The sequence below is a fragment of the Syntrophorhabdaceae bacterium genome, from assembly GCA_028698615.1.
Taxonomy (GTDB): domain Bacteria; phylum Desulfobacterota; class Syntrophorhabdia; order Syntrophorhabdales; family Syntrophorhabdaceae; genus Delta-02.
Map to the genome: position 1 here is coordinate 55,205 of JAQVWF010000001.1, position 24,490 is coordinate 79,694.

Sequence of the window (24,490 nt, forward strand, 5' to 3'; positions counted from 1 at the left end):
GACCCTCCGGGAACTTTCGTGAGGTGCCCCAGAGGGTTTGCCTGTCCGCTGCCGTAAATTTATCTTGGACAGGTATGATCCGGAACCCATCACCCGCCCCCTCGTTTCTGCTATACTATTGCGGATGAAGACCGACCTTTCCATGCTCGCTCCTTGTATCCTTTGCCCGCGTCGCTGCGGCGCCGACCGGCCCGGCGGTGATCGGGGGTTCTGCGGGGCCGGTGCGGATATCATGGCGGCCCATTTCGGGCCCCATTTCGGGGAAGAGCCGCCCATAACGGGGACAGGGGGTTCGGGGAATATCTTCTTTTCCTTTTGCAACCTTCGCTGCGTCTTCTGCCAGAACTACCAGATAAGCCACGAGGGGCAGGGCAAGACGGTAAGCCTCGAAGAGCTCGTTGCCATGTTTTTTTCCCTGGAGGCAACGGGTTGCCACAACATCAACCTCGTGAGCCCCACGCCCTATGTCCCGTTCATCGCGGCGGCCATCAAAGAGGCGAAAGAAAGGGGGATCGGGATACCCTTTCTCTATAACACGAACGCCTACGACAGCATCGATGCGCTGAGGTCTCTCGACGGGCTTATCGACATCTATCTCCCCGATTTCAAATATTGGAGCCCCGTTATCGCGCAGAAGCTTTCCGGCGCCGCAGGACAGGCGCCTTATCCCGAATGTGCCCGGGCGGCCATCATGGAGATGAAGCGCCAGGTCGGGGACCTCGTTGTCGAGGAAGGAATCGCTAAAAAGGGCATCCTGGTGCGCCACCTTGTCCTGCCGGGAGGACTTGCCGGGTCGCGGCAGGTGTTTGACTGGATCCGCGAAAACCTGGGGACACAGACCTGGATCGGTCTCATGTCCCAATATCTCCCCCTGCACCACTCGGGAAGGTACCCGATGCTCCGCAGAAAGATCAGACAGGAAGAGTACGACGAGGTAGTTTCCTTCCTTATTAACAATGGTTTCGAAAACGTTTTCATCCAGGAACCGGAAAGTTCCCGACTTTTCGTGCCCGACTTCGGGAAGGAAGAACCCTTTAATAAAGAGAATGACCAATGACCCAATTACAATAACCAAGGGAAAGAAACCAATGATAACGCCCAATAGAATATCATGCTGTTCTTGTTTACGCTTTTGTCTGGTTATTGTAATTTGGTAAATTGGTTATTTTTTGGTCATTGTGGTTTGGTTATTGGTCATTATCATCTTAAGAGGAGGCAGGATGGAACTCAAAACCGTTAGAATCGATATACCGGAAGGGTTGAACATCGTCATCGGGCAGTCCCATTTTATCAAGACTGTTGAGGACCTCTATGAGATACTCATTGGTTCGGCGCCGTCCCTGAAGTTCGGCGTCGCCTTTTCCGAGGCCAGCGGGCCTTGCCTTGTGAGGTACGAAGGCAACGACGAGGACCTCGCGAAGCTTGCCGCCGAGACCTCTCTTATGCTCTCCTGTGGGCACACCTTTGTTATATTCATGAGAGACGGCTTTCCCATCAACGTCCTCAATGCGGTGAAGGCCTGCCAGGAGGTGTGCCAGATCTTCTGCGCCACCGCAAACCCCCTGGACATCGTGATAGCCGAAACGGGCGATGGCCGGGGCATCATGGGCGTCATCGACGGCGCAAGACCTGCAGGCATAGAAAAGGACGACGACAAGAAGGCCCGGAAGGAGATGCTCAGAAAGTTCGGCTATAAGCTGTAGAAAGGCGGGTAACGGGTGATGGGCGGCAGGTGGAGGGTCCCCGTCTTCCATTGGTCCATTACCCGTTACCCGCCTCTTTGGCCCAATTCTTGCTTGGCTTTTGTGTTGATTGTATCCCGGGGAATGTGTTAATTTTCAACATAAATGGAAGACTTTTACAGGATATCCCGACTGCCGCCCTACGTGTTCGGCATTGTGCGAGAGCTTCTTATAGAGGCGCGCAGAAGAGGTGAGGATATCATTGACCTTGGCATGGGGAACCCCGACCTGCCGACGCCCAAACACATCGTTTCGAAGCTCGTCGAGGCGGCACGGAACCCCAGGAACCACCGCTACAGCGCAACGCGGGGTATAACCAACCTTCGCAGCGCTGTCTCCGGCTGGTACAAGAGGCGCTACAACGTGGACGTCGACCCCGAGGAAGAGGTTGTCGTCACCATGGGCGCCAAGGAAGGCATCGGGCATCTCGTGCTTGCCACCATCAGTCAGGGGGAGATCGTCTTCGTCCCTAATCCGGCCTACCCCATCCACTCCTATTCGGTGGTCATCTCCGGGGGAGACTTAAGGACCATCCCGCTTCTGCCGAAGGAGGAGTTCTTCGAAAGGCTCAACATCGCCGTGAAGACAACGTGGCCATTGCCACGAATGCTCATCATCAGTTTTCCCCACAACCCCACCACGGAGGTGGTAGAAAGGGACTTCTTTGAAAAGATAGTCCAGTTCGCGAAGGAACATGACATGATGATCGTCCATGACCTCGCCTACGCCGACCTCGTCTTCGATGGCTACAGGGCGCCGAGCCTTCTCGAGGTCGCCGGCGCGAAGGATGTGGGGGTGGAGTTCTTCTCCCTGTCGAAAAGTTACAGCATGGCCGGCTGGCGGGTCGGGTTCGCGGTGGGCAACAGGAAGATGATAAACGCCCTGGGCAGGATAAAGAGCTACTTCGATTACGGTGTCTTTCAGCCCATCCAGATCGCGTCCATCATCGCCCTCAATGAAGGCGACAAGGACGTGCCCGATATCGTCGAAAGATACAGGGCGCGGCGCGACGTGCTTTGTGAAGGGCTATGCCGTCTCGGGTGGGAGGTTGATAAGCCGAGGGCCACCATGTTCGTTTGGGCAAGGATACCGCAGCAGTTCGCAGCGATGGGGTCCATCGAGTTTTCGAAGCTTCTTCTCAAGGAAGCCAGGGTGGCCACATCACCGGGGATCGGCTTCGGTGAGTTCGGGGAAGGATACGTGCGGTTCGCTCTTGTAGAGAACGAGCACAGGATAAAACAAGCGGTGAAGGGGATCAGGAATTTCCTTTACCCCACGGGAAGATCATGATCGGAATAGGAATTATAGGACTGGGAACAGTAGGGGCCGGCACATACCGGATCTTGACGGAGCACGCCGCACTCATTCGCAAAAGAACGGGCGTCGATATCGGCGTCGTCAGGGTGGCAGAGGTGGATCCGCGCAAGATAAAGGGAAAAGGCCTGGCGCGGGGCACCGTGACCTCCGATGCCATGGAGCTCATCCGCGACGAGAGAGTAGACATAGTCGTGGAGCTCATCGGCGGCGTGCATCCAGCCAGCGATTTCATCATCGCTGCGCTCAACCTCGGGAAGCAGGTCGTGACGGCAAACAAGGCGCTCCTTTCGGAAAGAGGCGCCGACCTTTTCGGTCTTGCCGCAAGGAAAGGGTGCGAGATCGGATTCGAGGCCTCCGTATGCGGGGGCATCCCCGTTATCCGGGCGATCCGCGATGGTCTCGTCGGCAACGACCTGACCTACATCCTGGGGATCCTGAACGGCACGAGCAACTACATCCTCTCGCGGATGACGGAGGAGGGCATATCCTTCGCAGAGGCCCTCAAGGACGCCCAGCAAAAGGGGTATGCGGAGAAGGACCCCACCTTCGATGTCGAGGGGATAGACGCCGCGCACAAGCTCTCCCTGCTGGTGAGGCTTGCGTTCGCCTCGCCCATTACCATGGACAGGATAACGACGCGGGGCATCTCCAGCATAGACCCCGTCGATATCGGTTTTGCACGGGATTTCGGGTACAAGATAAAACTCCTCGCCATTGCGAAGAAGCTGGGCACGGGAATCGAGGCCCGCGTCGAGCCGGCGATGCTGCCCGTCAATCACCCCATGAGCAGCGTGAACGGCGTCTATAACGCCGTCTATATCGTGGGCGATATGGTGGGTCCCAACCTTTTCTATGGAAAGGGCGCGGGAAGCGAACCGACGGGAAGCGCCGTCGTGAGCGACATCGTCGACATCGCGAAGAGGATCTTCGATGGGGGGAGCTTAAAGTGCCCCCGGGGCCTCACCGTCGCGGGCAGGTTCAAGGAGGGCAAGGCCTCCCCGGTTCCCTACTATCTCAGGGTGATGGCCCAGGACAGGCCGGGCGTGCTTTCGAAGATATCCGGCATCCTGTCGGAATACAGGATAAGCATATCGGCGGTGACGCAACGGGGTCGGAAGCTCAGCGGCTATGTCCCCGTGGTGATGGTCACTCACGATGCCTCCGAAGAGGGTCTCGGGAAGGCAAAGAGGGAAATAGACGGGCTTTCCTTTACGAAAGGAGAGAGCGTTCATATAAGGATCGAGGAAGGCAATTTGTGAGAGGCCCAGAGACCACTCGACCGCTCGGGGTGTGGTAACGCATGAAATATGTTGTACTTATCGGCGACGGCATGGCGGATTTTCCCCTCGATGAACTCGGGGGCAAGACGCCGCTCATGGCCGCAGACAAGCCGAACATGAACATGATGGCCCGAAAGGGCATAAGAGGCAGGGTCAAGACCGTACCCGACGGTTTTCCTCCCGGCAGCGACGTGGCGGGAATGTCCATCTTCGGCTATGACCCGGCGCTCTATTACACGGGACGGGCCCCGATAGAGGCCTTCGGCATGGGCATACCCATGGGTCCCGACGATGTCGCCTTCCGGTGCAATCTTGTCAATATCGGGACGGGCGGCGGCGACACAATGTGCGACTATTCCGGGGGGCATATCTCCACCGAAGAGGCAGGAGTCCTTATCGAGTCCCTCAACGAAAAGCTGGGGACCGGCGAGATAACCTTTTTCCCCGGGGTCGGGTACCGCCACATTATGATATGGAAGGGCGGCGCCTGGGAGCTCTCGACGACTCCGCCGCACGATATAACAGGAAAAGATACCGCCGGGCACCTTCCCGCCGGCAAAGGGGCGGCTACGATCCTCTCTCTCATGGACCGCTCCCGGGAGATACTGGGATCTCACGACCTCAACAGCAGGCGTATCGACGCCGGCAAGCTTCCGGCGAACAGCATCTGGCTCTGGGGCCAGGGGAAAAGGGCGGCGTTGCCGCCATTCAGGGAAAAATTCGGCCTTGCCGGGGCGACGGTCTGTGCCGTGGACCTCGTGCGGGGCATTTCGAGCCTCGTGGGATTCACCACCCCCGTCGTCGAGGGGGCAACAGGGTACCTTGACACCGATTACGGCGCAAAGGCCCGGGCGGCCATGAAGCTGCTCGAGGACCACGACATAGTGTACATCCACGTGGAGGCGCCCGACGAGGCGTCCCACAGCGGCAATATCCCCGAAAAGATAAAGGCCATAGAGCACATCGACAGGGATGTGCTCGGCGTCCTTCTGAAGGAAGCGGAAAGGGATACGCGGTTTCTCATCGTCACCGACCATGCCACGCCGATCACGATGAGGACCCATTATGCCACGCCGGTGCCCTTCGCAGTCTATGACAGGAACGAACGAGTCGGCGGCGAGGGCAGGGACTACGACGAGGAAGCAGGCGGGGCGGTGATAAGCGGCGAAGAGATGGTGAGGGTACTTATAGGGGGAAAAGAACAATGAGACAGAAATTCATCTTCGTGACTGGCGGCGTGGTGTCGTCGCTGGGAAAGGGCATAGCAGCCGCGTCCATCGGTGCGCTTCTCGAATCCCGGGGGCTCACCATCACTATAAAGAAGCTTGATCCCTACATCAACGTTGATCCGGGAACGATGAACCCCTTTCAGCACGGCGAGGTCTTCGTGACCGAGGACGGGGCCGAGACAGACCTCGACCTTGGGCACTATGAGCGCTTCACCACGGCGGCGTTCTCGAAGAAATGCAATTTCACCACGGGACAGGTCTACGATACGGTCATTTCCCGGGAACGGAAGGGAGAATACCTCGGCGGCACCGTTCAGGTCATCCCCCACATCACGGACGAGATAAAGCGCCGGGTCCTCGACGTGGACGAAGGCATAGATGTGGTCATCGTCGAGATAGGCGGCACCGTGGGCGACATTGAAGGGTTGCCCTTCCTTGAGGCGATACGCCAGCTCCGCAACGACCTCGGAAAGGAGAACTCACTCTTTGTCCACCTGACGCTGGTCCCCTTCATCAAAACCGCCGACGAAATGAAGACGAAGCCGACCCAGCACAGCGTGAACGAGCTCAGAAGGATAGGCATCCAGCCGGACATCCTCCTGTGCAGGACCGAAAGGGCCCTCTCCCAGGGGCTCAAGGACAAGATCTCCCTTTTCTGCAACGTCGAGAAGGACGCCGTCATCGCCGCCAAGGACGCCGACATCATCTATGAGGTCCTCGTTGCCTTCCACAATGAAGGGCTCGACGACAAGATAACGAAGCTTCTCAATATCTGGGCCAAGAAGCCGGACCTCTCCAAGTGGGAGGCCATCGGCGACACCATAAAGCACCCGAAGAAAGAGGTGGACATTGCCCTCGTCGGGAAGTATGTCAAGCTCAAGGACTCTTACAAGAGCCTCAACGAGGCCCTGGTCCACGGCGGGATCGCCAACGACTGCAAGGTGAACATCCGGTATGTCGACTCCGAGGACATCGAAAAGGGGATAACCGCGGACCTCTTCAGCGTCGACGGCATCCTCGTGCCCGGCGGGTTCGGGGACCGCGGCATCGAGGGAAAGATCAATGCCATCGAGCACGCGCGGGAAAAGAAGATACCCTTCTTCGGCCTTTGCCTCGGCATGCAGCTTGCCGTCGTGGAGATAGGGCGCCACCTTGCGGATTGCAGGGACGCCAATAGCTGCGAATTCAACGAAAAGACGCCGCACCCCCTTATATACCTCATCGAACAGTTCACGGACAGGGAGAACCACGTACAAAGGCGCGACCAGTATTCCGACAAGGGCGGGACCATGAGGCTCGGCGCCTACCCGTGTGTCCTCAAGCCGGGCAGCCTGGCGCACAAGGCCTATGCGCAGGACATCGTGCATGAACGTCATCGCCATCGCTTCGAGTTCAACATGAAATACCGCGAACGCCTTGAGAAGAGCGGTATGATCGTATCGGGCATTTCCCCCGACGGGACGCTCGTGGAGATCGTGGAGATGAAGGGGCATCCCTGGTTCCTCGGATGCCAGTTCCATCCCGAGTTCAAATCGAAGCCCTTTGACCCGCACCCGCTGTTCCGGGATTTCATAAAGGCTTCGCTAAAACGGAGGCAGGAGAGACAGAAGTGCAAAAAGAAATAACCATCGGCAATGTCACCATCGGCCGCAGGCCTTTTGTCTTTATCGGGGGTCCCTGCGTCATTGAGGGTAGGGACATAACGCTGAAAACGGCACGGAGCCTTGCCCGGATAACGGGGGAACTCGGCGTGCCGTTCATTTTCAAGTCCTCCTACGACAAGGCGAACAGGACATCCATATCGGGTTTCAGGGGGCCCGGGATAGACGAGGGGCTTGCCATTCTCAAAGAGGTAAAGACGGAGCTCGGCGTGCCTGTCCTGACGGATGTCCATTCCGCCGGTGAGGCGGAAGCGGCCGCAGCGGTCGTCGATGTTCTCCAGGTGCCGGCGCTCCTTTCCCGGCAGACGGACATACTCACCGCCTGCGGCAGGACGGGCAAGGCCGTTAACATAAAGAAGGGCCAGTTCCTGTCTCCCCGGGACATGGTGCACGCCATCAGGAAGGTGGAGTCGACGGGGAACGGGAATATAATCGTCACCGAACGGGGGACCTCTTTCGGGTACCACGCGCTCGTCAATGATTTCCGGGCCATTCCCATCATGCAGGACTTCGGGTATCCCGTCGTCTTCGATGCGACCCACAGCGTGCAGCAGCCCTCGGCGATGACGGACCGCTCCGGGGGCGAAAGCCGTTTTATTGTCCCTCTGGCGCGGGCCGCAGTGGCCGTCGGCATCGAAGGGATATTCATGGAGGTCCATCCGGATCCGAAAATGGCCCTTTGCGATGGGGACAATTCCCTTCCCCTCGACGAGCTTGCTCCCGTCCTTCGGACCCTGAAGAGAATAGAGGAGGCCCTGTGGACCACCTGAAAACCGGAAAGGATGTCCTGAGAAAAGAGGCCGAAGCCCTCATGAAGGTCATGGAGAGCCTCGATGAGACGTTCAACAGGGCGGCGGAGATCATATTCGGCTGCACGGGCAGGGTCGTCCTGACGGGAATGGGCAAATCGGGGCTTGTTTGCAAAAAGATCGCCTCGACCCTTTCGAGCACGGGAACGCCGGCGCTGTTCGTCCATCCCGCCGATTCGCTCCACGGCGACCTTGGGATGCTCCAGCGCGGCGACGTTCTTGTCGTCGTCAGCAACAGCGGGGAGACGGAAGAGGTGCTGAAGATCATACCCTGGGTAAAACGCCTCGATATCCCCCTTGTTGTGATAACGGGCGATGCCGCATCCACGATAGCCCGGCTGGGCGACGTGGCCCTGGCCGTCAACGTGGAAGAGGCCTGTCCCTACAACGTGGTGCCCACGTCGAGCACCACGGCGACCCTCGCCCTGGGCGACGCCCTGGCCATAGCGGTCATGGAAAGGCGCTCCTTCAAGGTGGAGGACTTCGCCCTGCTCCACCCCGGGGGTTCCCTGGGGAGGAAGTTGTTTCTGAGGGTCGAGGACCTCATGCACACCGGGGATGCGGTCCCCGGAGTCTCTGAAGAGACGTCCATGAAGGACGTCATCCTGGAGATAACGTCGAAACGGTTTGGCGTGACAGGGGTCTACGACGGCGAGGGGTGTCTTGCGGGGATCATAACCGACGGCGATCTGAGGCGCGCCATCGAGCGCTACGACGATTCGCTCCTGGCGAAGAAGGCAGGCGATGTGATGACGCCGAGGCCGAAGGTGGTCAGCAGGGATGCGCTTGCCGCGCATGCCCTGAAGAAAATGGAGGATTTTTCGATCACGTCTCTTTTCGTGGTCGGTGATGAAGAAGCACGCCCCGTGGGGATAATTCACATCCACGACCTCCTCAGGGCCAAGGTGGTATAAATAGATGGCGGCCGTTTCGGGGAGACCTCCCTTCGTCATATATGAGGACGCATGAGCAACAGAAAGATCATTATATTCATATCTCTTGTTTGTATCATGGCAAGCCTGTTCCTTGCCCTGTATTTCTTCATAAGCAAGCCTGAAAGACAAGACATCCGGATGGTGAAGGATGACAGCAAGGCCGTCGTTTTCAAGGATGTGAAATACACGGGGGAGAGGCGCGGTGTTGTCGACTGGGAGCTGACGGCGAAGGTTGCCCGAAAGTACATAGACAGGCCGCTTATCGAACTCGAGGACCTGCGGGGGACCTACAAGCCGAAGCCTGACGTCATCATAGAGTTCACGGGAACGAAAGGTTCCATGGATACGGAGAAGGAATCAGGCAGGGTCGACAACGTGGAGGTCTTCTACAAGGGCGAGTACACCCTCAAGAGCTCTTACATGGATTTCGACTTCAAGAATGGCATAACGACCACCAAGGATGCGGTGGATATCAAGGGGGAAAAGATCGACATGCGCGGCACCGGGCTCCTTGCCAATACCAACGAGGAGACCCTGAGGCTTCTGTCCGACGTGGGCGGCATAATAGCGACGGAAAAGGCACAATACCGCTTCCAGTCGGATACGCTCCTCTATTATTTCCAGAAGAGCACCTATATCCTCGAGGGAAAGGTCATCCTCAAGGGAGAAGACCTCAACATGGTATGTGATCTCGTCCATATATACAGCACCGATAACGAAGTAGACCGCATCGAGGCGGACGGCAACGTCCGTGTCATATCGAAAGGCACTGTTGCGAAAAGCGAGAAGGCAGTATATCATTTTAAGGAAGGCAAGATAGTGTTCACCCAATCTCCGAGGGTTTTCAAGGACAACGTGGAAATGAAAGGGGATCGTGTGATTTACACGACGAATGACGGGAAACTGTCTGTTGAAAAGCCGAAAATAAGAATGGAAAAGGGAAAATAACAGGAATGAAAGCTACTCTGGCCGCACAGGGCCTTTTGAAGACGTATAACGCGAGAAAAGTCGTCGACGGCATCAGCATGCACATGGAGACCGGCGAGATCGTCGGGCTTTTTGGCCCTAACGGAGCCGGGAAGACGACGTCCTTCTATATGATAATCGGCTTCATAAAGCCCAACGGCGGCAAGATCCTCCTCAACGGCGAGGACATCACCGAGCTGCCCATGTTCATGAGGGCGCGCAAGGGAATAACCTATCTGCCGCAGGAACCCTCGGTCTTCAAGAAGATGACCGTCAGGGATAACCTTAAGGCCATCCTGGAGTTTCTGGGTACCGACTCCGACGGCATCAACCACCGCGTCATAGAGATACTCGAGTCATTCAAGCTGGAACACCTGGCGGGCAACAGCGCCGACTCCCTCTCGGGAGGGGAGAGAAGGCGCCTCGAGATAGCGCGGGCGCTCATGACGTCCCCGCATTTCATGCTCCTCGACGAGCCCTTCTCGGGCATAGACCCCATCTCCGTTTCGGACCTGAAAAAAATAATCTTCGGCCTCAAACAACGGGGCATCGGCATATTGCTGTCCGACCACAATGTCCGCGAGTCGCTGCCCATATGCGACAGGGCCTACGTGGTCAATGCGGGAAAGGTCCTTCTGGAGGGCACGCCGGAGAGCGTGGCCCAGGACCGGATCGTACGAGAAGTATATCTTGGCGAGGAATTCAACATCGATGTTGGAACTTAAACAGACACAGCGGCTCTCGCCCGTCCTGACGGTGCAGCTGCAGCAGGCCATCCGGCTCCTGCAGCTCTCCAAGCTGGAGCTCGTGGAGGCGATCGATCTGGAAATGAAGGAAAACCCCATTCTGGAGATCGGCGACGAAGAGCCGCAGCAGGAGGCCGAGGAGAGTCAGGACGAGAAAAGGGAGATACAGGAGCTCCTGGAACGCTATTCGCCGTCGGAGGACTACTTTCCCGGGGAGGAAAAAGAAGCACCCGACTACGAGAATATGGTGAGAAAGACCTACAACCTCAGGGACCACCTCAGGTGGCAGATAGGCCTTTCAGATTTCAACCCCCGCGAACGGGTGGTTGCGGAATGGATCATAGAGAACATTGACGACAATGGGTATCTCATATGCGGCCTTGAAGAGATATCGGAGGATTCCGGCTTCCCGGTGGAGGCGCTGGAGCCCGTCCTGAAAAAGGTGCAGAAGCTTGACCCCGTCGGGGTCGGCGCCCGGGACCTGAAGGAATGCATCCTCATTCAATACGAGGTGTCGGGGGAGAAAGACCCCGTCTTCGAGAGCCTTGTCGCCAATCATTTCGACCTCTTTCAGCACAACAATCTCAAGGGGATAGCAAAGACCACCGGTTTTCCCGTAGAGAGCATCAAGGAGGTCTTCGAGAAGATCAAATCCTTCGATCCGAAGCCGGGGAGGAACTTCAGCGACGAATTCATAGCCTATGTTGTTCCCGACGTCTATATCGTCAAAGGCGAAGAAGGGTTTGACATCGCGCTCAATAACGATGATATCCCCGAGCTCAGGATGAGCCGTTACTACCTCGGGCTCGCAACGGACAGGAAGGTCAGCGGCGAGACGAAAAGATACATAAAGAACAAAATGAAGCAGGCGGAGTGGTTCATCAAGAGCATCCAGCAGAGGCAAAGGACGCTCTTTCTCGTCGCCCAGAGCATCGTGAACTTCCAGCGTGAATTCTTCGAAAAAGGCCTTCGGTCCTTGAAGCCCCTCATCCTCAAGGACGTTGCGCAGGACGTGGGGGTTCACGAATCCACGGTAAGCCGCATAACGACGAGCAAATACATGAGCACCCCCCACGGCGTGTACGAGATGAAATTCTTTTTCCCTACGAGCATCAACAGGGGAGAAGGAGAACCTCTCTCCACGAATGTCGTTATGGACCTCATGGCGGAACTGGTGAAAAAGGAAGAAAAGAAGAAGCCCCTTACCGATGACGAGATAGCCCACATCCTGAAATCGCGCTACGATATCAACATAGCGCGTCGCACTATCGCGAAATACAGGGAGATACTCAACATACGGTCTTCAAGGGAAAGGACGGTGATGGACTAAGGGAACAGATTCCGGATACAGGAGAGGTTCATTGAGCCGACGCGCTGCTTGATGAATTAACGTAATACTTTCGGGGAATTGGATTGACACCATCCGGCATATCTGTTATTAATAAGCTCCAAGGTTGGTGCACGCCAACCTTATTTTTATGAGCGGAGGCACTATGGATATCACAACCAGCTTCAGGCACGTTGATACCAGCGAAGACGTAAGGCGATATGTCGAAGACAAGCTCTCCCGTCTTCAGAAGTACGTGGAGACGCCTCTCGACATACACGTGGTCATCTCCCTTGAGCGGAAGTATCGCCAGCGTATCGATGTCATGTTCACCATCAATGGGGTCGTCATTAATGCACACGAGGTCATGGATGATATCTATGCGGCGATCGACAAGATACTGGACAAGCTCGAACGGAGGCTTACAAAATACCGCGACAAGATGAAGGAATACCGCGAGAGCAAGTCGAAACGCCCCGTCGCGACACCTGACGTGGAGGAATTTGGCATCATCGTGTCGAGGACCGTTGATGCCAAGCCCATGGATCCCGAAGAGGCCGTGATGCAGCTCAAGGCGTCGGGAGACATGTTCATGGTCTTCCGGGAACGGGAGGGAGACAACGTGTGCATCGTCTACAAAAGGAAGGATGGAAAATTCAGCCTCATTGAAACTGCGGGGAAGGGGTCTTGAGGCTTACAGAGATATTGAGAGAATCATCGGTCATCTCCGATATCAAAGGGAAGACCAAAAAAGAGATCCTCGCCGAGCTTGCAGAACAGCTTAAGGCCGCGGGGCTCATACAGGACATTGAACCCGTGGTCAGGATCATCATGGAGCGGGAGGCCCTGGGGAGTACGGGTATAGGAGATGGGGTAGCCATCCCCCATGGCAAGATGAAAGGTTCGGGCAGCGTCCTCGTGGCGTTCGGCCGTTCCCGGGAGGGCGTCGATTTCGATGCCGCCGACGGGGAACCGGTGCACCTTTTCTTTCTGGTCCTCGCCCCCGAGGACTCAGCGAGTCTCCACCTGAAGGTTCTGTCGCGGATCTCGAAGATCCTTCGCGACCCCTCCTTCAGAAAGAAGCTGCTTAAGGCCCCCGATGCCCATTGCCTGTACGAGAGCATCGTGGAAGAGGACGAAAAGCTGTAGAGGGCCGCGCCAGGGACGGGCCGCGAAATGTCCCCGGTCGGAGAAATGATCCCGCGGAAAAAGGCGCATGAAGGGAATAGAGGTTCAACGGCTTGTAGATGACGAACTTTATGGACTGGAACTCGAGGTCCTTGCGGGGAAGAAGGGTCTTGCCCGCAAGATCTACAACCCAAGGATCCAGAAGCTCGGTCTTGTCATAACGGGCCACATGGTCTACCTCCACCCCCACAGGGTCCAGATACTGGGCAATATCGAGATCTCCTACCTGAGGTCGCTTGCGGAGGCCGAGAGCAAGCGGATCATCAGGGAGCTCTGCAGGAACAACGTGGTGTGCTTCATCATCTCGCGGAACCTGAAGATCCCCGAGTTCTTCGTGGTCTCCGCCGAGGAAAAGGGCATTCCCCTTCTACGGACAAAACTCGTCACATCGATATTCATCGAGAGGATAACAAAGCTTCTCGATGAGAAGCTTGCCCCGTCGACCACCGTCCACGGCGTGCTGATGGATATTCTCGGCGTGGGTGCCCTCATTATGGGAAGGCCCGGCATCGGCAAGAGCGAGAATGCCCTCGAGCTCATCATGCGGGGCCATCGCCTTGTCGTGGACGACGCCGTCCATGTCAGGAAGACCGGTGCCATCGATCTCTATGGCGAGGCACCGGAGATGATAAAGAGTCTTCTTGAGATACGGGGTGTCGGCATTGTCGATATCCGCCACCTTTTCGGGGTGTCGGCGGTCCTCGACAAGAAGAAGATAGATCTTGTCATCGAGCTTTTCGACTGGGACACGTCCCTCGAGTGCGAGCGCGTGGGTTTGAGGGAAGACAGGTACAAGGTGCTCAGTGTCGATCTGCCTTTTGTCAAGATACCCATCAGTTCCGGCAAGAACGTCTCGGCGATCATCGAACTGGCATGCCGCAATTTCATCCTCCGCAGGCAGGGTATCAACACCGTCATCGAGCTGGAGAAGAGAATGCAAAGATCCATGGAGGACAAGGCGGAATGAAGGACATCCTCATCGTCAGCGGCATCTCCGGCTCCGGTAAGACAACCTTTTTGCGGGCGCTCGAGGACATAGGATTCTTTTGTGTCGACAATTTTCCCATCCAACTGCTCCTCAAATTCCTCGAACTCAATCGCGACGAGGGAGAGAAGATAACGCAGTGCGCCTTTGTTATCGACGTGCGCCTCAGGGATTTTTTTGAGAACGGGCAAGACGTCATCAAGAAGGTCAAGAAGGATTTCGGCGCGAAGGTCCTTTTTCTGGAAAGCTCCGAGGAGAGCCTCGTGCGGAGATACCGCGAGACGAGGCGTTCCCACCCCCTCTTCGCCTCGTCCAACGTCAAGGATGCCTTGAAGGAAGAGCGCAGGCTGATGACGTGGCTCAGGAACATGGCCGATCAGGTCATCGACACGACCCACCTGACGCCCCATGAACTGCGCCGCCTGGCGCTCCATAAATACGGGGCGCAGGAGCAGCGGATGAAGATCAATATCATGTCCTTCGGGTACGCCTTCGGGCTCCCCCTCGAGGCCGACATAGTCCTCGACGTGAGATTCCTGCCGAACCCCTTTTTCGTTGAAGATCTTCGGGACCAGACGGGGCTCGACCGTGAGGTGACGGAGTTCATCAAGTCACAGGAAGTATTCAAGAAATATTTCCTTTTTCTTTCAGATTTTTTGTTGTACCTTATACCTCTATTCGAGAAGGAAGGAAAAAGCTATCTCACGGTTTGCTTTGGCTGTACGGGCGGAAAGCACCGGTCTGTCTTCATCGCCGGCGAACTGGCGGAGCAGCTCAATACCATGGGTTATAGTGTGTCCACGGTTCACAGGGATATAGACAAGAAGTAAGGAGGCAACATGACGGGTCTCGTAGTGGTGGCACACTTCAATCTCGCGCGGGAGATGGTGGCGGCCACGGAATTGATCATGGGGAAACAGGAACAGTTCATCGCCGTCGACATTTTCCCCGACGATCAGGTGGAGAAAACAAAAGAAAAGATTGTCCTGGCTCTTAAGAACAGCGACACCGGTGACGGGGTCATCATCCTGACGGACATGTTCGGCGGTACCCCGTCGAACATCAGCCTTTCCTTCCTGGAGGACGAAAAGGTGGAAGTGGTGGCCGGAGTGAATCTTCCCATGCTCATCAAGCTGGTGACATACAGGGAGGGGCGGCCGCTCGACGAGCTGGCCGGCTTCATCACGCAGTACGGGCAGAAGAACATATATCTCGCTACGGACGTGTTGAAGGCAAGAAAAAAGGACTGAAAGACCGATGCAGGAAGGGATATTTACAATCAGGAACAGGCTCGGACTCCACGCGCGCGCGGCTGCGATGTTCGTCAAGGCAGCGGCCAGGTTCAACTCCAACGTGATGGTCGAAAAGGACGGGATGCAGGTGAACGGCAAGAGCATCATGGGCCTTTTAATGCTGGCCTGCCCCTTGGGAAGCAAGATAATCCTCAAGATCGAGGGAGCGGATGAGGATAAGGCCTTCCTGGAACTGGGAGGCCTTATCGACGATGGATTTAAAGAAGAATGAAAGAAGAAATATTTGTCAATAAGATCCTGAAAGGGATCGGCGTCTCCTCGGGAATAACCATAGGGAGGGTGCGCCTCATCGACCGGGGCAAGGTTTCGATAGCGAAACGCTCCATAACGGCGCACCAGGTCGAGCGCGAGGTAAGCCGCATCAAGGCCGCCATTCAGGGGGCCATTGATCAGCTCGATCACATCAAGGACTCCATCCCTGACGATGACGTCAGGAAACACGCCTTCATCATCGATGCCCACATCCTGATCCTGCAGGACGCCTTCTTCACCGATTCCGTCATGGACGTGATACGCAGCGAGCTGATAAATGCGGAATGGGCCCTGGAAGTCGTGGTTTCCCGGTTCCTCGCCAGCTTTGACAAGGTGGAAGACCCCTACCTCAGGGAAAGGGGCCAGGACATAAAATATATCTACGATAGACTCGCCCGGATCCTCGTTGTGGGAAAGACATCGCCCATAAGCTCCAGGTCGGTGAAGGGCAAATCCATCATCATCGCCCACGATCTCTCGCCTGCCGACACGATCCAGTTGAATCTCAACCGCATCTCGGGTTTCGCCACCGACGTGGGCGGCAGGACCTCCCATACGTCCATCGTCGCACGCGCCCTCGAGATCCCCGCCGTCGTCGGCGTGGGGAACGTCACGAGCCTCGTCAAGAACAACGACCTTGTCATCATAGACGGGGACGATGGCGTTGTCATCATCAACCCCGCCAAAGAGGTTCAGAAAGAGTACATTGCCAAGCAGGTCCATCTGAGGAACCAGAAAAAGGAGTACCTCCGGGTGGCAAGGCTCAAGGCGGAGACAAGGGACGGCTTCCGGCTGAGGGTGGGCGCCAACATAGAGCTCCTTGCCGAGCTGGACATCGTCGAAAAATACGGGGCCGTTGGCATCGGCCTCTACAGGACGGAATATATCTACCTTTCACGAAAGGGTGATCTCCCCACGGAGATGGACCATTACCACATTTACCGCAGGCTCGCCGAGAAGAAGAGCCTTCAGTACATCACCATCAGGACCCTCGACATCGGCGGCGACAAGTTCGTTTCCGAGATCGAGATGCCCAAGGAGATAAACCCCGCGATGGGCTTGAGGGCCATAAGGCTCTGCATCAAGGAAATTCCCCTTTTCAAGGCGCAGCTGAAGGGGATCTTGAGGGCCAGCGAATATGGGCCTCTTCGTATCCTCATCCCCATGGTCTCGGGCATCGAAGAGGTGCGCAGGACAAAGGCCATCATCGCCGAGTGCATGGAAGAGCTTTCGCGGAAGCGTATCACCTACAACAAGGACATCAAGACGGGGATCATGATAGAGGTCCCGTCGGCGTGCATGATAAGCGATATGCTGGCCGCTGAGGTCGATTTCTTCAGCATCGGCACGAACGATCTCATCCAGTATGCCCTCGCCATAGACAGGGTCAACGAATACGTCTCGTACCTCTACGAGCCCCTCCATCCGGCCGTCCTCAAGATGATCAAGAAGGCCGTTGACGATGCCCACGCCCACAGGATCACCATTGCGCTCTGCGGGGAGATGGCGGGGGAGCCGCGCTATGTTCCGGTGCTGCTCGGCCTCGGTCTTGACGAGATAAGCATGAACCCCTATTCCATACCCCGGGCGAAGAAGACCATACGGGGACTGGATCACGGATACTGCCGGGAGCTCCTGGAGGAGATCATGAAGAAGGACTCGCCGGCGGAAGCGGAGCTTCTTCTAGAGAACGAAATGGCAAGATTATTCCCCGGAGATTTTCCAAAGGTCCGGGGATAGCAGGATAAATTCTATAAAGACTAAACGTTAAGGAGGATCATACTAATGGGAATGAGCAGGTTTTTATTCACGTCCGAATCGGTTGCCGAAGGACATCCGGACAAGGTTTCCGACCAGATATCCGATGCGGTGCTCGACGCCATCATCAAAGACGACCCCAGGGCACGGGTTGCCTGTGAGACATACGTGACGACGGGTCTTGCGCTTGTCGGCGGAGAGATCACCACATCGAGCTACGTCAATGTCCCTGAGATAGTCAGGGAGACGGTAAAGGGAATAGGATACAACGACTCCTCGATGGGCTTCGACTGGGAAACCTGCGCGGTCCTGACGGCCATCGACGAACAGTCGCCCGACATCGCCATGGGTGTCAACGAGACATCCGACCACGAGCAGGGCGCCGGCGACCAGGGTCTCATGTTCGGGTATGCCTGCAACGAGACGGCTGAGTTCATGCCCATGTCCATCATGTATGCCCACAAGCTCATCAAGAAGCTTGCCGACGTCCGCAAGGACGGGACGCTTCCCTTTCTGCGCCCTGACGGCAAGAGCCAGGTGACCGTAGAGTATATCGACAGGAAGCCCATCAGGGTGGATGCCGTCGTCATCGCCGCCCAGCACAACCCCGATGTGACCATCGAGAAGATACGCGAGGGCATCACGGAAGAGGTCATCAGGAAGATCGTTCCGGCGGAGCTTATGGACGACAACACGAAGATATTCATCAATTCCACGGGAAGGTTCGTTGTTGGCGGCCCCAAGGGTGACTGCGGCGTGACGGGACGAAAGGTCATCGTCGACACTTACGGCGGGGTAGGAAGCCACGGCGGCGGCGCATTTTCGGGCAAGGACCCGTCAAAGGTCGACCGCAGCGCATCTTACATGGCGCGCTACATCGCCAAGAACCTCGTTGCCGCAGGCGTTGCCGACAGGCTCGAACTGCAGATAGCGTACACGATCGGCGTGGCGGAGCCTGTGTCCGTCATGATAGACACGCAGGGAACCTCCAAGATCAGCCCCGACAAGATAGCCCGGATAGTCAACGATCTCTTCGACATGAGGCCGAGAAAGATCATTGAGAGACTGGACCTTCTCAGGCCCATCTACAAAATGACGGCCTGCGGCGGCCATTTCGGCAGGAGCGAACCGGAATTTACCTGGGAGAAGCTGGACATGGTGGAAGAGATCAAAAAGGCGGCAGGAATATAGGCCTCGAGTACAGCGAAAACGTGAAGGAGAATACACAATGGATTATGATGTAAAAGATATAAAACTGGCCGATACCGGGCTGGAAAGAATAGAATGGGCGGGAAGAAGGATGCCCGTCCTGGGGCAGATCGCCGAGAGGTTTGCGAAGAAGAAGCCCCTGAAGGGCGTCAAGATCGCCTGCTGTCTTCATGTAACGGCGGAGACGGGGAATCTCATGAAAACCTTGAAGGCGGGCGGCGCCGACGTGGTGCTGTGCGCCTCGAACCCCTTAAGCACCCAGGACGAAGTTGCGGCGGCCATCGTCAAGCATTTCAAGATACCCGCTTTTTGCATAAAGGGTGAGACGGACCGCCAGTACTACGAACACATCATGAAGGCCCTTGCCTTTATGCCCAATATCACGATGGACGACGGTGCCGATCTTGTCGGTGCCCTCCACATGATCGCCTTCGACCGCTCCGAGGCCCTCCATGACACCATCAAAAAATGGTACAAGAAGCTTGGCAAGAAGGAAAAACAGGCCCTTGTCAGTGATGTCGTTGGTTCCATGGAGGAAACAACGACGGGCGTCATCCGCTTGAAGAGCATGGAAAAGGAAGGCGTTCTCCAGTTTCCCGTCGTCGCCGTCAACGACGCATTGACGAAACACATGTTCGACAATCGCTACGGCACCGGCCAGAGCACCATCGACGGCATACTGCGCGCCACGAACGTTCTTTTTGCCGGCGCCACCTTCGTGCTTGCCGGGTACGGCTGGTGCGGCAAGGGCGTCACCATGAGAGCGAAAGGTCTCGGCGCCCACGTCGTCGTCGCCGAGGTCGATCCCCTTCGGGCGCTTGAGGCCCACATGGATGGGTTCGAGGTCATGGAGATGGGGAAGGCGGCGGCCATCGGCGATATCTTCGTAACCACCACCGGCGACATCCACGTCATCCGCGAGGAACACTTCAAGAAGATGAAGGACGGGGCCATGGTCTGCAACTCGGGACATTTCAATGTCGAGCTCGATCTGGACGCCCTGGAAAAGATGAAGAAGTCGAAAAGGCGGATCCGCGGCTTCATCGATGAGTATACCCTGAAGGACGGGAAGAAGATATTCGTACTCGGTGAGGGCAGGCTCGTCAATCTCGCCTGCGCCGAAGGGCATCCATCGGACGTCATGGATATGAGTTTCGCCAACCAGGCGCTCTGCTCGGAATACATGTGGAAGAACGCCAAGAAGCTGGAAAAGAAGGTCTACTCCGTACCCAAGGCCATAGATGAGCAGGTGGCCATGCTCAAGCTCGCCTCGGCGGGCATCACCATCGACACGTTGACGCCGGAGCAGAAGACGTACCTCGCGTCCTGGGAGATGGGAACGTGATCAAGCTTCTCGTTGCGGGAACGGTAGCGTATGACTCCATAGAGACCCCCTTCGGAAAGGCAGACAATGTCCTCGGGGGGTCGGCCCTTCACTTCACCAATGCCGCCAGCTTCTTCACCGATGTAGGCATTGTGGCCACAGTGGGCAGCGATTTCGACATGGAGGGCATCTCCTTTCTCAAGGAGCGCAGCGTCGACATGTCTGGAATCGAGGTCGATCATGGGAAAACCTTTCGCTGGGAAGGCAAGTACGGATACGATCTCAACCAGGCGATAACGCTCAAGACAGAGCTCAATGTCATAGAGACATTCAGGCCGAAGGTACCCGAAGACTACCGCAGCGCCGACTTCCTATTCCTCGCCAACATAGACCCCGAGCTCCAGCTTCACGTCATCGATCAGGTGGAAAGACCGGCGGCCCTTGTCCTCGACACCATGAACTTTTGGATCGAGAACAAGTACGATGCTCTCATGAAGGTGATAGCCCGGGTGGACATGCTCGTCATCAACGAGGCGGAACTGCGGGAGATCACAAAGGAACACAACCTCGTTAAGGGAGCCCGGAAGCTCATCGAGCTCGGCCCCGTATGCATCGTCGTCAAGCGTGGCGAGTACGGCGTCTTCATGATGAACCGGGACGAGGTTTTCCTCGCCCCCGCCTATCCCCTGGAAGACGTCTTCGACCCCACCGGCGCAGGCGACACCTTTGCCGGCGGCTTCATGGGCTATCTCGCCAACGTCGGCGAGGCCACTTCCGAGACGGTGAAACAGGCGATCATCATGGGCACCGTCATGGCCTCCTTCAACGTCGAGGACTTCAGCATCAACAGGATCAAGAAACTGACGATGCCGGAGATCAAGGAAAGATACCACGCCCTGAAGGGCTGCATGCAGTTCGGGGACATAAGTCTGTAAAAACAGGCCGCGGGAAACCTTGCCGGTCCGATCTCAGGAAAGATCACAGCCGCCCTGCGTGGTTGCGCAGTGATCACAATCATGCATGGCGGCTGTGAAGTGCGTGATATGGCGGAGAAACAGCCTGGTGCGGCCTTTTTCCTTTAACGGGACAACCTTTTCCGTTAGAACGGTGCAAATCTCATGGGAAACGCTGAAAGAGGTATGCCCGGGATGGGACCGGCATCCCCCCCCAAAATGTCGGCTGAGGACGAGGTCCTCGTTGTCCACCTCGGCGGTCTCGGCGACGTCTGTCTCGCGGAGTCCCTGTTCCTGTCGCTGCGGGAACATTTCGGCGACCGCCTCGTCGGTCTCGGCAACAGGCGTTTTCTTGACCTTTTCAGTGGCTATTTCAAAAGGACGCACGGCGTGGAATCGAGGCACTGGCTGTACCTCTTTTCTGAAAAGCTCGCCGGGCCGCGCTGGGGGCGGATCATATTTATCGGCAAGGACAGGCGGGGTTCCATCCGCAGACGGTGGAAAGCGCATTCCGTCGCGGAGCCCATGTTCGTCGACATGTATCCCGACGGGTCCTTCGACCCGCCGCCCGAGGGTGAAGAAGCGCCTCCCATTGAGAAGGCGCACATCGAAGACTATCAGCTTGACCAACTTTCCCGGTCAGGGATCAAACCCCGAAGAAAGGAGATAACCCCAAAAATGGGCCAGAGGGTCATTCTCTACCCGGAGCAAGGGTTTTTAAAAGAGAAATGGCCGGCGGAGAACTTTGTCGCCCTCCGGGACCTCTTCAGGGGGAGGGGTGCAGATGCCCTCCTCATGAGGCCCCCGGGGCTTTTGCTCTCGGCGGAAGGATCGCTTTTCTTGGAAGACCTGGCCGACGTGAAGAGGCTTTTCGATGACGGGGGCATCTTTGTATCAAACGATTCCGGCATGGCCCACCTCGCCGGTGCCTGCGGACTCGCCACGGTAACCATCTTCACGGCCTTCGATCCCGCCATCTGGCACCCCAGGGGAAGGAACATCTCGCTCAGGTTCGGGGTGGACAGGGTGGATGCCCGTTTAGTGGGTGAAATGATCGAGGAGACGATTAAGAACCAATAACCAGATTCCAATGACCAACGAAAGACACGGCACCATCCCGTCGCCTGTCTTTCGTTGGTCATTGCCGTTTATTTGGTCATTGGAATCTGGTTATTGGCTTCTCGTCGGGTTATTCTATTTTTTCTTTTCTTTATCTTCCAGATTATCGATAAGCCGCATGAGTTCCACGCCCTCGCGGGAGTTGATGCCGTAGCGGGAGATGGCCTTTTCGAAATTCGTCCGGGCCAGCATGTAGTTTCCCTTGTACATGTAGTAGCGGCCCAGGGCCGCATGGCCTCCGGCCTCGTCACCGGTCCTGCCGAGGATCATGCCGAGACGGTAGTATATTTCGGGATATACGGGGGCGTAGGCGTCGAGTGACCGGTAGGTTCTGGCGGCAAGATCGTTCCTTCCCATGCCTTCGTATGCCCGGGCAAGATAATACCGCCCCACCCGTTCGTTCACATTGTCCAGTGTCTGTGCGGCCTCGGGGAACCGGCTGGCGGCAACATATATTTCGCCGAGTAAGAGGTTTCTATAGGGAGACACGATGGTCCGGGCGATCCGGACCGCCTCCGCGAAGTTTCCCCTGAGCGAGTGATAGAGCGCTGCTCCGTAGGCCGCCACGGGATCCGTGCTGTCGCGGCCGTAGCGCCTGACCCAGATATCATCGGCAAGACCCCGGGAGCGATAAGTTTGAACGACCTTTGCCCGTGCGATGATATAAGGGAAAAGGGAGGTGTCCACGGAGGGGGGTTTCCTGGTCCATGTCTTTTCAAGGTTGATAATGCGGCTTTCGTGGTAGGGGTGGGTAAGCAGGTACTGGGGATAGAGCTTGTCGCCGCCGCCGGACCGCAATTTTTTCAGAAAGTCCGCGATGCCGAGACCCCCGTAGCCGGCATCGTTGGCAAGGATCGAGCCCTCGCGGTCCGCCTCTTCCTCGTCCTCGCGGGAGTAGCGCAGCGCCATCGAGTGCGCCGCGCCCATGCCGGTCGCCAATACTGCGCCGCGGGCCGAATCCCCGACGAGCATCGCGGCGAGCATGGTTGCCACAACGGTGGCATTGAGATACTTCTGTTTCTCCATCCTCTTGGCAATATGCCTTTTCCTGATATGGGCAAACTCGTGGGCCATGACGCCGGCGACCTCCTCTTCGTTGTCGCAGTTGGCGATGAGGCCCGCCGCGATGTAGACGTATCCGCCTATCGTGGCAAAGGCATCGATGGTGGGAGAATCGATGACCGTGAGGACCGTGGGGAAAGGCATGGTCGTCTTGCTTTCAAGCCTGCCGCGTATGTCGTTCAGGTAGAGCGATATGTAGGGGTCGTTGTTAATGGGGGCCGACCGGGCTATCTCCAGGTAGATCTCCTTGCCGTATTTGCGTTCATCCTCGTTGGTGAGGGCGAAAACAGGCATGGACGCGGCGAGGATGAAAAATATTACAAGAGTGGCGATGTGTCTCTTCATCGTCTCCGTGCCGGTCTTTTCTTCGGTTTTATGGTGCGGTGCTTGACGACCTTTTTCCTGATCGCCGATTTCTTCTTCGGAGCGCCCGCGGAAGAGAGGGTGACAGAGTGGGCTCGTGCCTGGCGAAGCTCCTTATCGGTGGGAACGTCGTCATAGATGGTCTTCAATATCTGGACCGTGTCCCCCCAGAGGTCGCGGCTTCCCAAAAGTGCCAGGATATAGATCCTGCCGTTCTTTTCAAAGGCCCCCACGTAGCAGTGCCGCGCCGCCCGGGTGTACCCCGTTTTGCCCCCTATGGCCGGTTCGAAACAGAAGAGCAGCCTGTTGTGGTTCTTGTAGCGTACCTTGCGCGCGCTGTCCTCGAAGAGAAAGTACCGTGTCGAGACGAGTTCGACGAAGCGCTCGTTGGCAAGGGCATGTTTGAAGATGAGGGCAAGATCGTAGGAGGTGGTGTATTGATTGTCCGCAGGGAGCCCCGATGCGTTCTCGAAGTTCGTGTCGATGGCGCCGATCTCCCGGGCTCGTTCCGTCATCATGCGCGCAAAAGCGTTTTCGGAGCCGCCGACATGGGAGGCGAGAACGTAGGCGGCATCGTTCGCCGACTTCACCATCGTTCCCTTCGCGAGGTCTGCGGAACGGTATTTCCGTCCGGGAACGAGATTCATTTTGGAAGGGGGGATTCGCGTAACCTGTTTGTCGGGGATTATGATCTCATCGCCACCAAGGTGTTCGACGGCAACGAGGGTGGTCATGACCTTTGCGGTGCTTGCCGGCGGCAGCTTGCGATGATAGTCCTTGCCCGTAATGACCCGGAAGGTGTCGTTCTCGACGAGTATGTAGGACGCCGCCGTTATCCCGTCATTCTCCCCTTGAGCGCAAAGGATACAGGGGGCAAAGAGAAGGGAAAGGAGGAGTGGAAGGACAAGAACAAAATGCATCGTGGCTTATTTATACACTATTTGATGTGTTG

At 56.7% G+C, this 24,490-nt stretch carries 24 protein-coding genes; 22 read left to right on the plus strand and 2 right to left on the minus strand.

Annotated elements, in window-relative coordinates; all coding sequences use genetic code 11:
- Positions 1-124: 124 nt before the first annotated feature.
- The 22 genes from PHC90_00315 (at position 125) to PHC90_00420 (ending at position 22,074) form a co-directional block, all read left to right on the plus strand.
- Complete coding sequence (locus PHC90_00315; protein MDD3844780.1) at positions 125-1,057, plus strand: radical SAM protein; 933 nt, start codon at positions 125-127, stop codon at positions 1,055-1,057.
- 163 nt (positions 1,058-1,220) lie between these two features.
- Positions 1,221-1,703: an adenosine-specific kinase gene (locus tag PHC90_00320; GenBank protein MDD3844781.1), complete on the plus strand. Its 483-nt coding sequence runs from the start codon at positions 1,221-1,223 to the stop codon at positions 1,701-1,703.
- Positions 1,704-1,847: 144 nt separating this feature from the next.
- Entirely contained in the window at positions 1,848-3,032 is a 1,185-nt protein-coding gene (locus PHC90_00325; protein MDD3844782.1) for an aminotransferase class I/II-fold pyridoxal phosphate-dependent enzyme, read from the plus strand.
- The gene (locus tag PHC90_00330; GenBank protein MDD3844783.1) at positions 3,029-4,318 is read left to right on the plus strand and encodes a homoserine dehydrogenase; all 1,290 of its coding nucleotides are present in this window, start codon (positions 3,029-3,031) and stop codon (positions 4,316-4,318) included. Before PHC90_00325 ends, PHC90_00330 begins: the two co-directional genes overlap by 4 nt.
- Positions 4,319-4,359: 41 nt before the next feature.
- Positions 4,360-5,547, plus strand: a complete 1,188-nt coding sequence (locus tag PHC90_00335) for a cofactor-independent phosphoglycerate mutase (GenBank protein ID MDD3844784.1) — start codon at positions 4,360-4,362, stop codon at positions 5,545-5,547.
- Positions 5,544-7,193: a CTP synthase gene (locus PHC90_00340; protein ID MDD3844785.1), complete on the plus strand. Its 1,650-nt coding sequence runs from the start codon at positions 5,544-5,546 to the stop codon at positions 7,191-7,193. The genes PHC90_00335 and PHC90_00340 overlap by 4 nt, the downstream gene beginning before the upstream one ends.
- Complete coding sequence (gene kdsA / locus PHC90_00345; protein MDD3844786.1) at positions 7,178-7,999, plus strand: 3-deoxy-8-phosphooctulonate synthase; 822 nt, start codon at positions 7,178-7,180, stop codon at positions 7,997-7,999. The genes PHC90_00340 and kdsA overlap by 16 nt, the downstream gene beginning before the upstream one ends.
- Positions 7,987-8,952 carry a KpsF/GutQ family sugar-phosphate isomerase gene (locus PHC90_00350; GenBank protein MDD3844787.1) on the plus strand — a complete coding sequence of 322 codons (966 nt, stop codon included), beginning with the start codon at positions 7,987-7,989 and terminating at the stop codon, positions 8,950-8,952. Before kdsA ends, PHC90_00350 begins: the two co-directional genes overlap by 13 nt.
- Before the next feature lie 51 nt (positions 8,953-9,003).
- Entirely contained in the window at positions 9,004-9,921 is a 918-nt protein-coding gene (gene lptC / locus PHC90_00355; protein MDD3844788.1) for an LPS export ABC transporter periplasmic protein LptC, read from the plus strand.
- A gap of 5 nt (positions 9,922-9,926) precedes the next feature.
- Complete coding sequence (gene lptB, locus PHC90_00360) at positions 9,927-10,664, plus strand: LPS export ABC transporter ATP-binding protein (GenBank protein ID MDD3844789.1); 738 nt, start codon at positions 9,927-9,929, stop codon at positions 10,662-10,664.
- The gene (rpoN, locus tag PHC90_00365) at positions 10,651-12,015 is read left to right on the plus strand and encodes an RNA polymerase factor sigma-54 (protein MDD3844790.1); all 1,365 of its coding nucleotides are present in this window, start codon (positions 10,651-10,653) and stop codon (positions 12,013-12,015) included. Before lptB ends, rpoN begins: the two co-directional genes overlap by 14 nt.
- Before the next feature lie 163 nt (positions 12,016-12,178).
- The gene (gene raiA, locus PHC90_00370; GenBank protein ID MDD3844791.1) at positions 12,179-12,703 is read left to right on the plus strand and encodes a ribosome-associated translation inhibitor RaiA; all 525 of its coding nucleotides are present in this window, start codon (positions 12,179-12,181) and stop codon (positions 12,701-12,703) included.
- On the plus strand, positions 12,700-13,161 hold the full coding sequence (locus PHC90_00375) for a PTS sugar transporter subunit IIA (protein ID MDD3844792.1): 462 nt from the start codon (positions 12,700-12,702) through the stop codon (positions 13,159-13,161). The genes raiA and PHC90_00375 overlap by 4 nt, the downstream gene beginning before the upstream one ends.
- 67 nt (positions 13,162-13,228) lie before the next feature.
- Positions 13,229-14,167 carry an HPr(Ser) kinase/phosphatase gene (gene hprK, locus PHC90_00380; GenBank protein MDD3844793.1) on the plus strand — a complete coding sequence of 313 codons (939 nt, stop codon included), beginning with the start codon at positions 13,229-13,231 and terminating at the stop codon, positions 14,165-14,167.
- A complete protein-coding gene (gene rapZ, locus PHC90_00385) occupies positions 14,164-15,015 on the plus strand; it encodes an RNase adapter RapZ (protein MDD3844794.1) in 852 nt (283 codons plus the stop codon). Before hprK ends, rapZ begins: the two co-directional genes overlap by 4 nt.
- 9 nt (positions 15,016-15,024) lie before the next feature.
- Positions 15,025-15,435, plus strand: coding sequence for a PTS sugar transporter subunit IIA (locus tag PHC90_00390; protein MDD3844795.1), 411 nt, complete (start codon positions 15,025-15,027; stop codon positions 15,433-15,435).
- 7 nt (positions 15,436-15,442) lie between these two features.
- A complete protein-coding gene (locus tag PHC90_00395) occupies positions 15,443-15,709 on the plus strand; it encodes an HPr family phosphocarrier protein (protein MDD3844796.1) in 267 nt (88 codons plus the stop codon).
- A complete protein-coding gene (gene ptsP / locus PHC90_00400; GenBank protein MDD3844797.1) occupies positions 15,706-17,490 on the plus strand; it encodes a phosphoenolpyruvate--protein phosphotransferase in 1,785 nt (594 codons plus the stop codon). The genes PHC90_00395 and ptsP overlap by 4 nt, the downstream gene beginning before the upstream one ends.
- Positions 17,491-17,535: 45 nt before the next feature.
- Positions 17,536-18,699 (plus strand): methionine adenosyltransferase, encoded by a 1,164-nt coding sequence (gene metK, locus PHC90_00405; GenBank protein ID MDD3844798.1) that lies wholly within the window; start codon positions 17,536-17,538, stop codon positions 18,697-18,699.
- Between the two features lie 37 nt (positions 18,700-18,736).
- Positions 18,737-20,062, plus strand: a complete 1,326-nt coding sequence (ahcY, locus tag PHC90_00410) for an adenosylhomocysteinase (GenBank protein MDD3844799.1) — start codon at positions 18,737-18,739, stop codon at positions 20,060-20,062.
- Positions 20,059-20,976, plus strand: a complete 918-nt coding sequence (locus PHC90_00415) for a PfkB family carbohydrate kinase (GenBank protein MDD3844800.1) — start codon at positions 20,059-20,061, stop codon at positions 20,974-20,976. Before ahcY ends, PHC90_00415 begins: the two co-directional genes overlap by 4 nt.
- 213 nt (positions 20,977-21,189) lie before the next feature.
- Positions 21,190-22,074: a glycosyltransferase family 9 protein gene (locus tag PHC90_00420; GenBank protein MDD3844801.1), complete on the plus strand. Its 885-nt coding sequence runs from the start codon at positions 21,190-21,192 to the stop codon at positions 22,072-22,074.
- 114 nt (positions 22,075-22,188) lie between these two features.
- Here the strand turns inward: PHC90_00420 and PHC90_00425 are convergent, their stop codons facing one another.
- Together PHC90_00425 and PHC90_00430 are read right to left on the minus strand one after the other, a co-directional pair.
- The gene (locus PHC90_00425; protein MDD3844802.1) at positions 22,189-23,520 is read right to left on the minus strand and encodes a M48 family metalloprotease; all 1,332 of its coding nucleotides are present in this window, start codon (positions 23,518-23,520) and stop codon (positions 22,189-22,191) included.
- On the minus strand, positions 23,517-24,458 hold the full coding sequence (locus PHC90_00430) for a D-alanyl-D-alanine carboxypeptidase (protein ID MDD3844803.1): 942 nt from the start codon (positions 24,456-24,458) through the stop codon (positions 23,517-23,519). Before PHC90_00430 ends, PHC90_00425 begins: the two co-directional genes overlap by 4 nt.
- Positions 24,459-24,490: the final 32 nt, after the last annotated feature.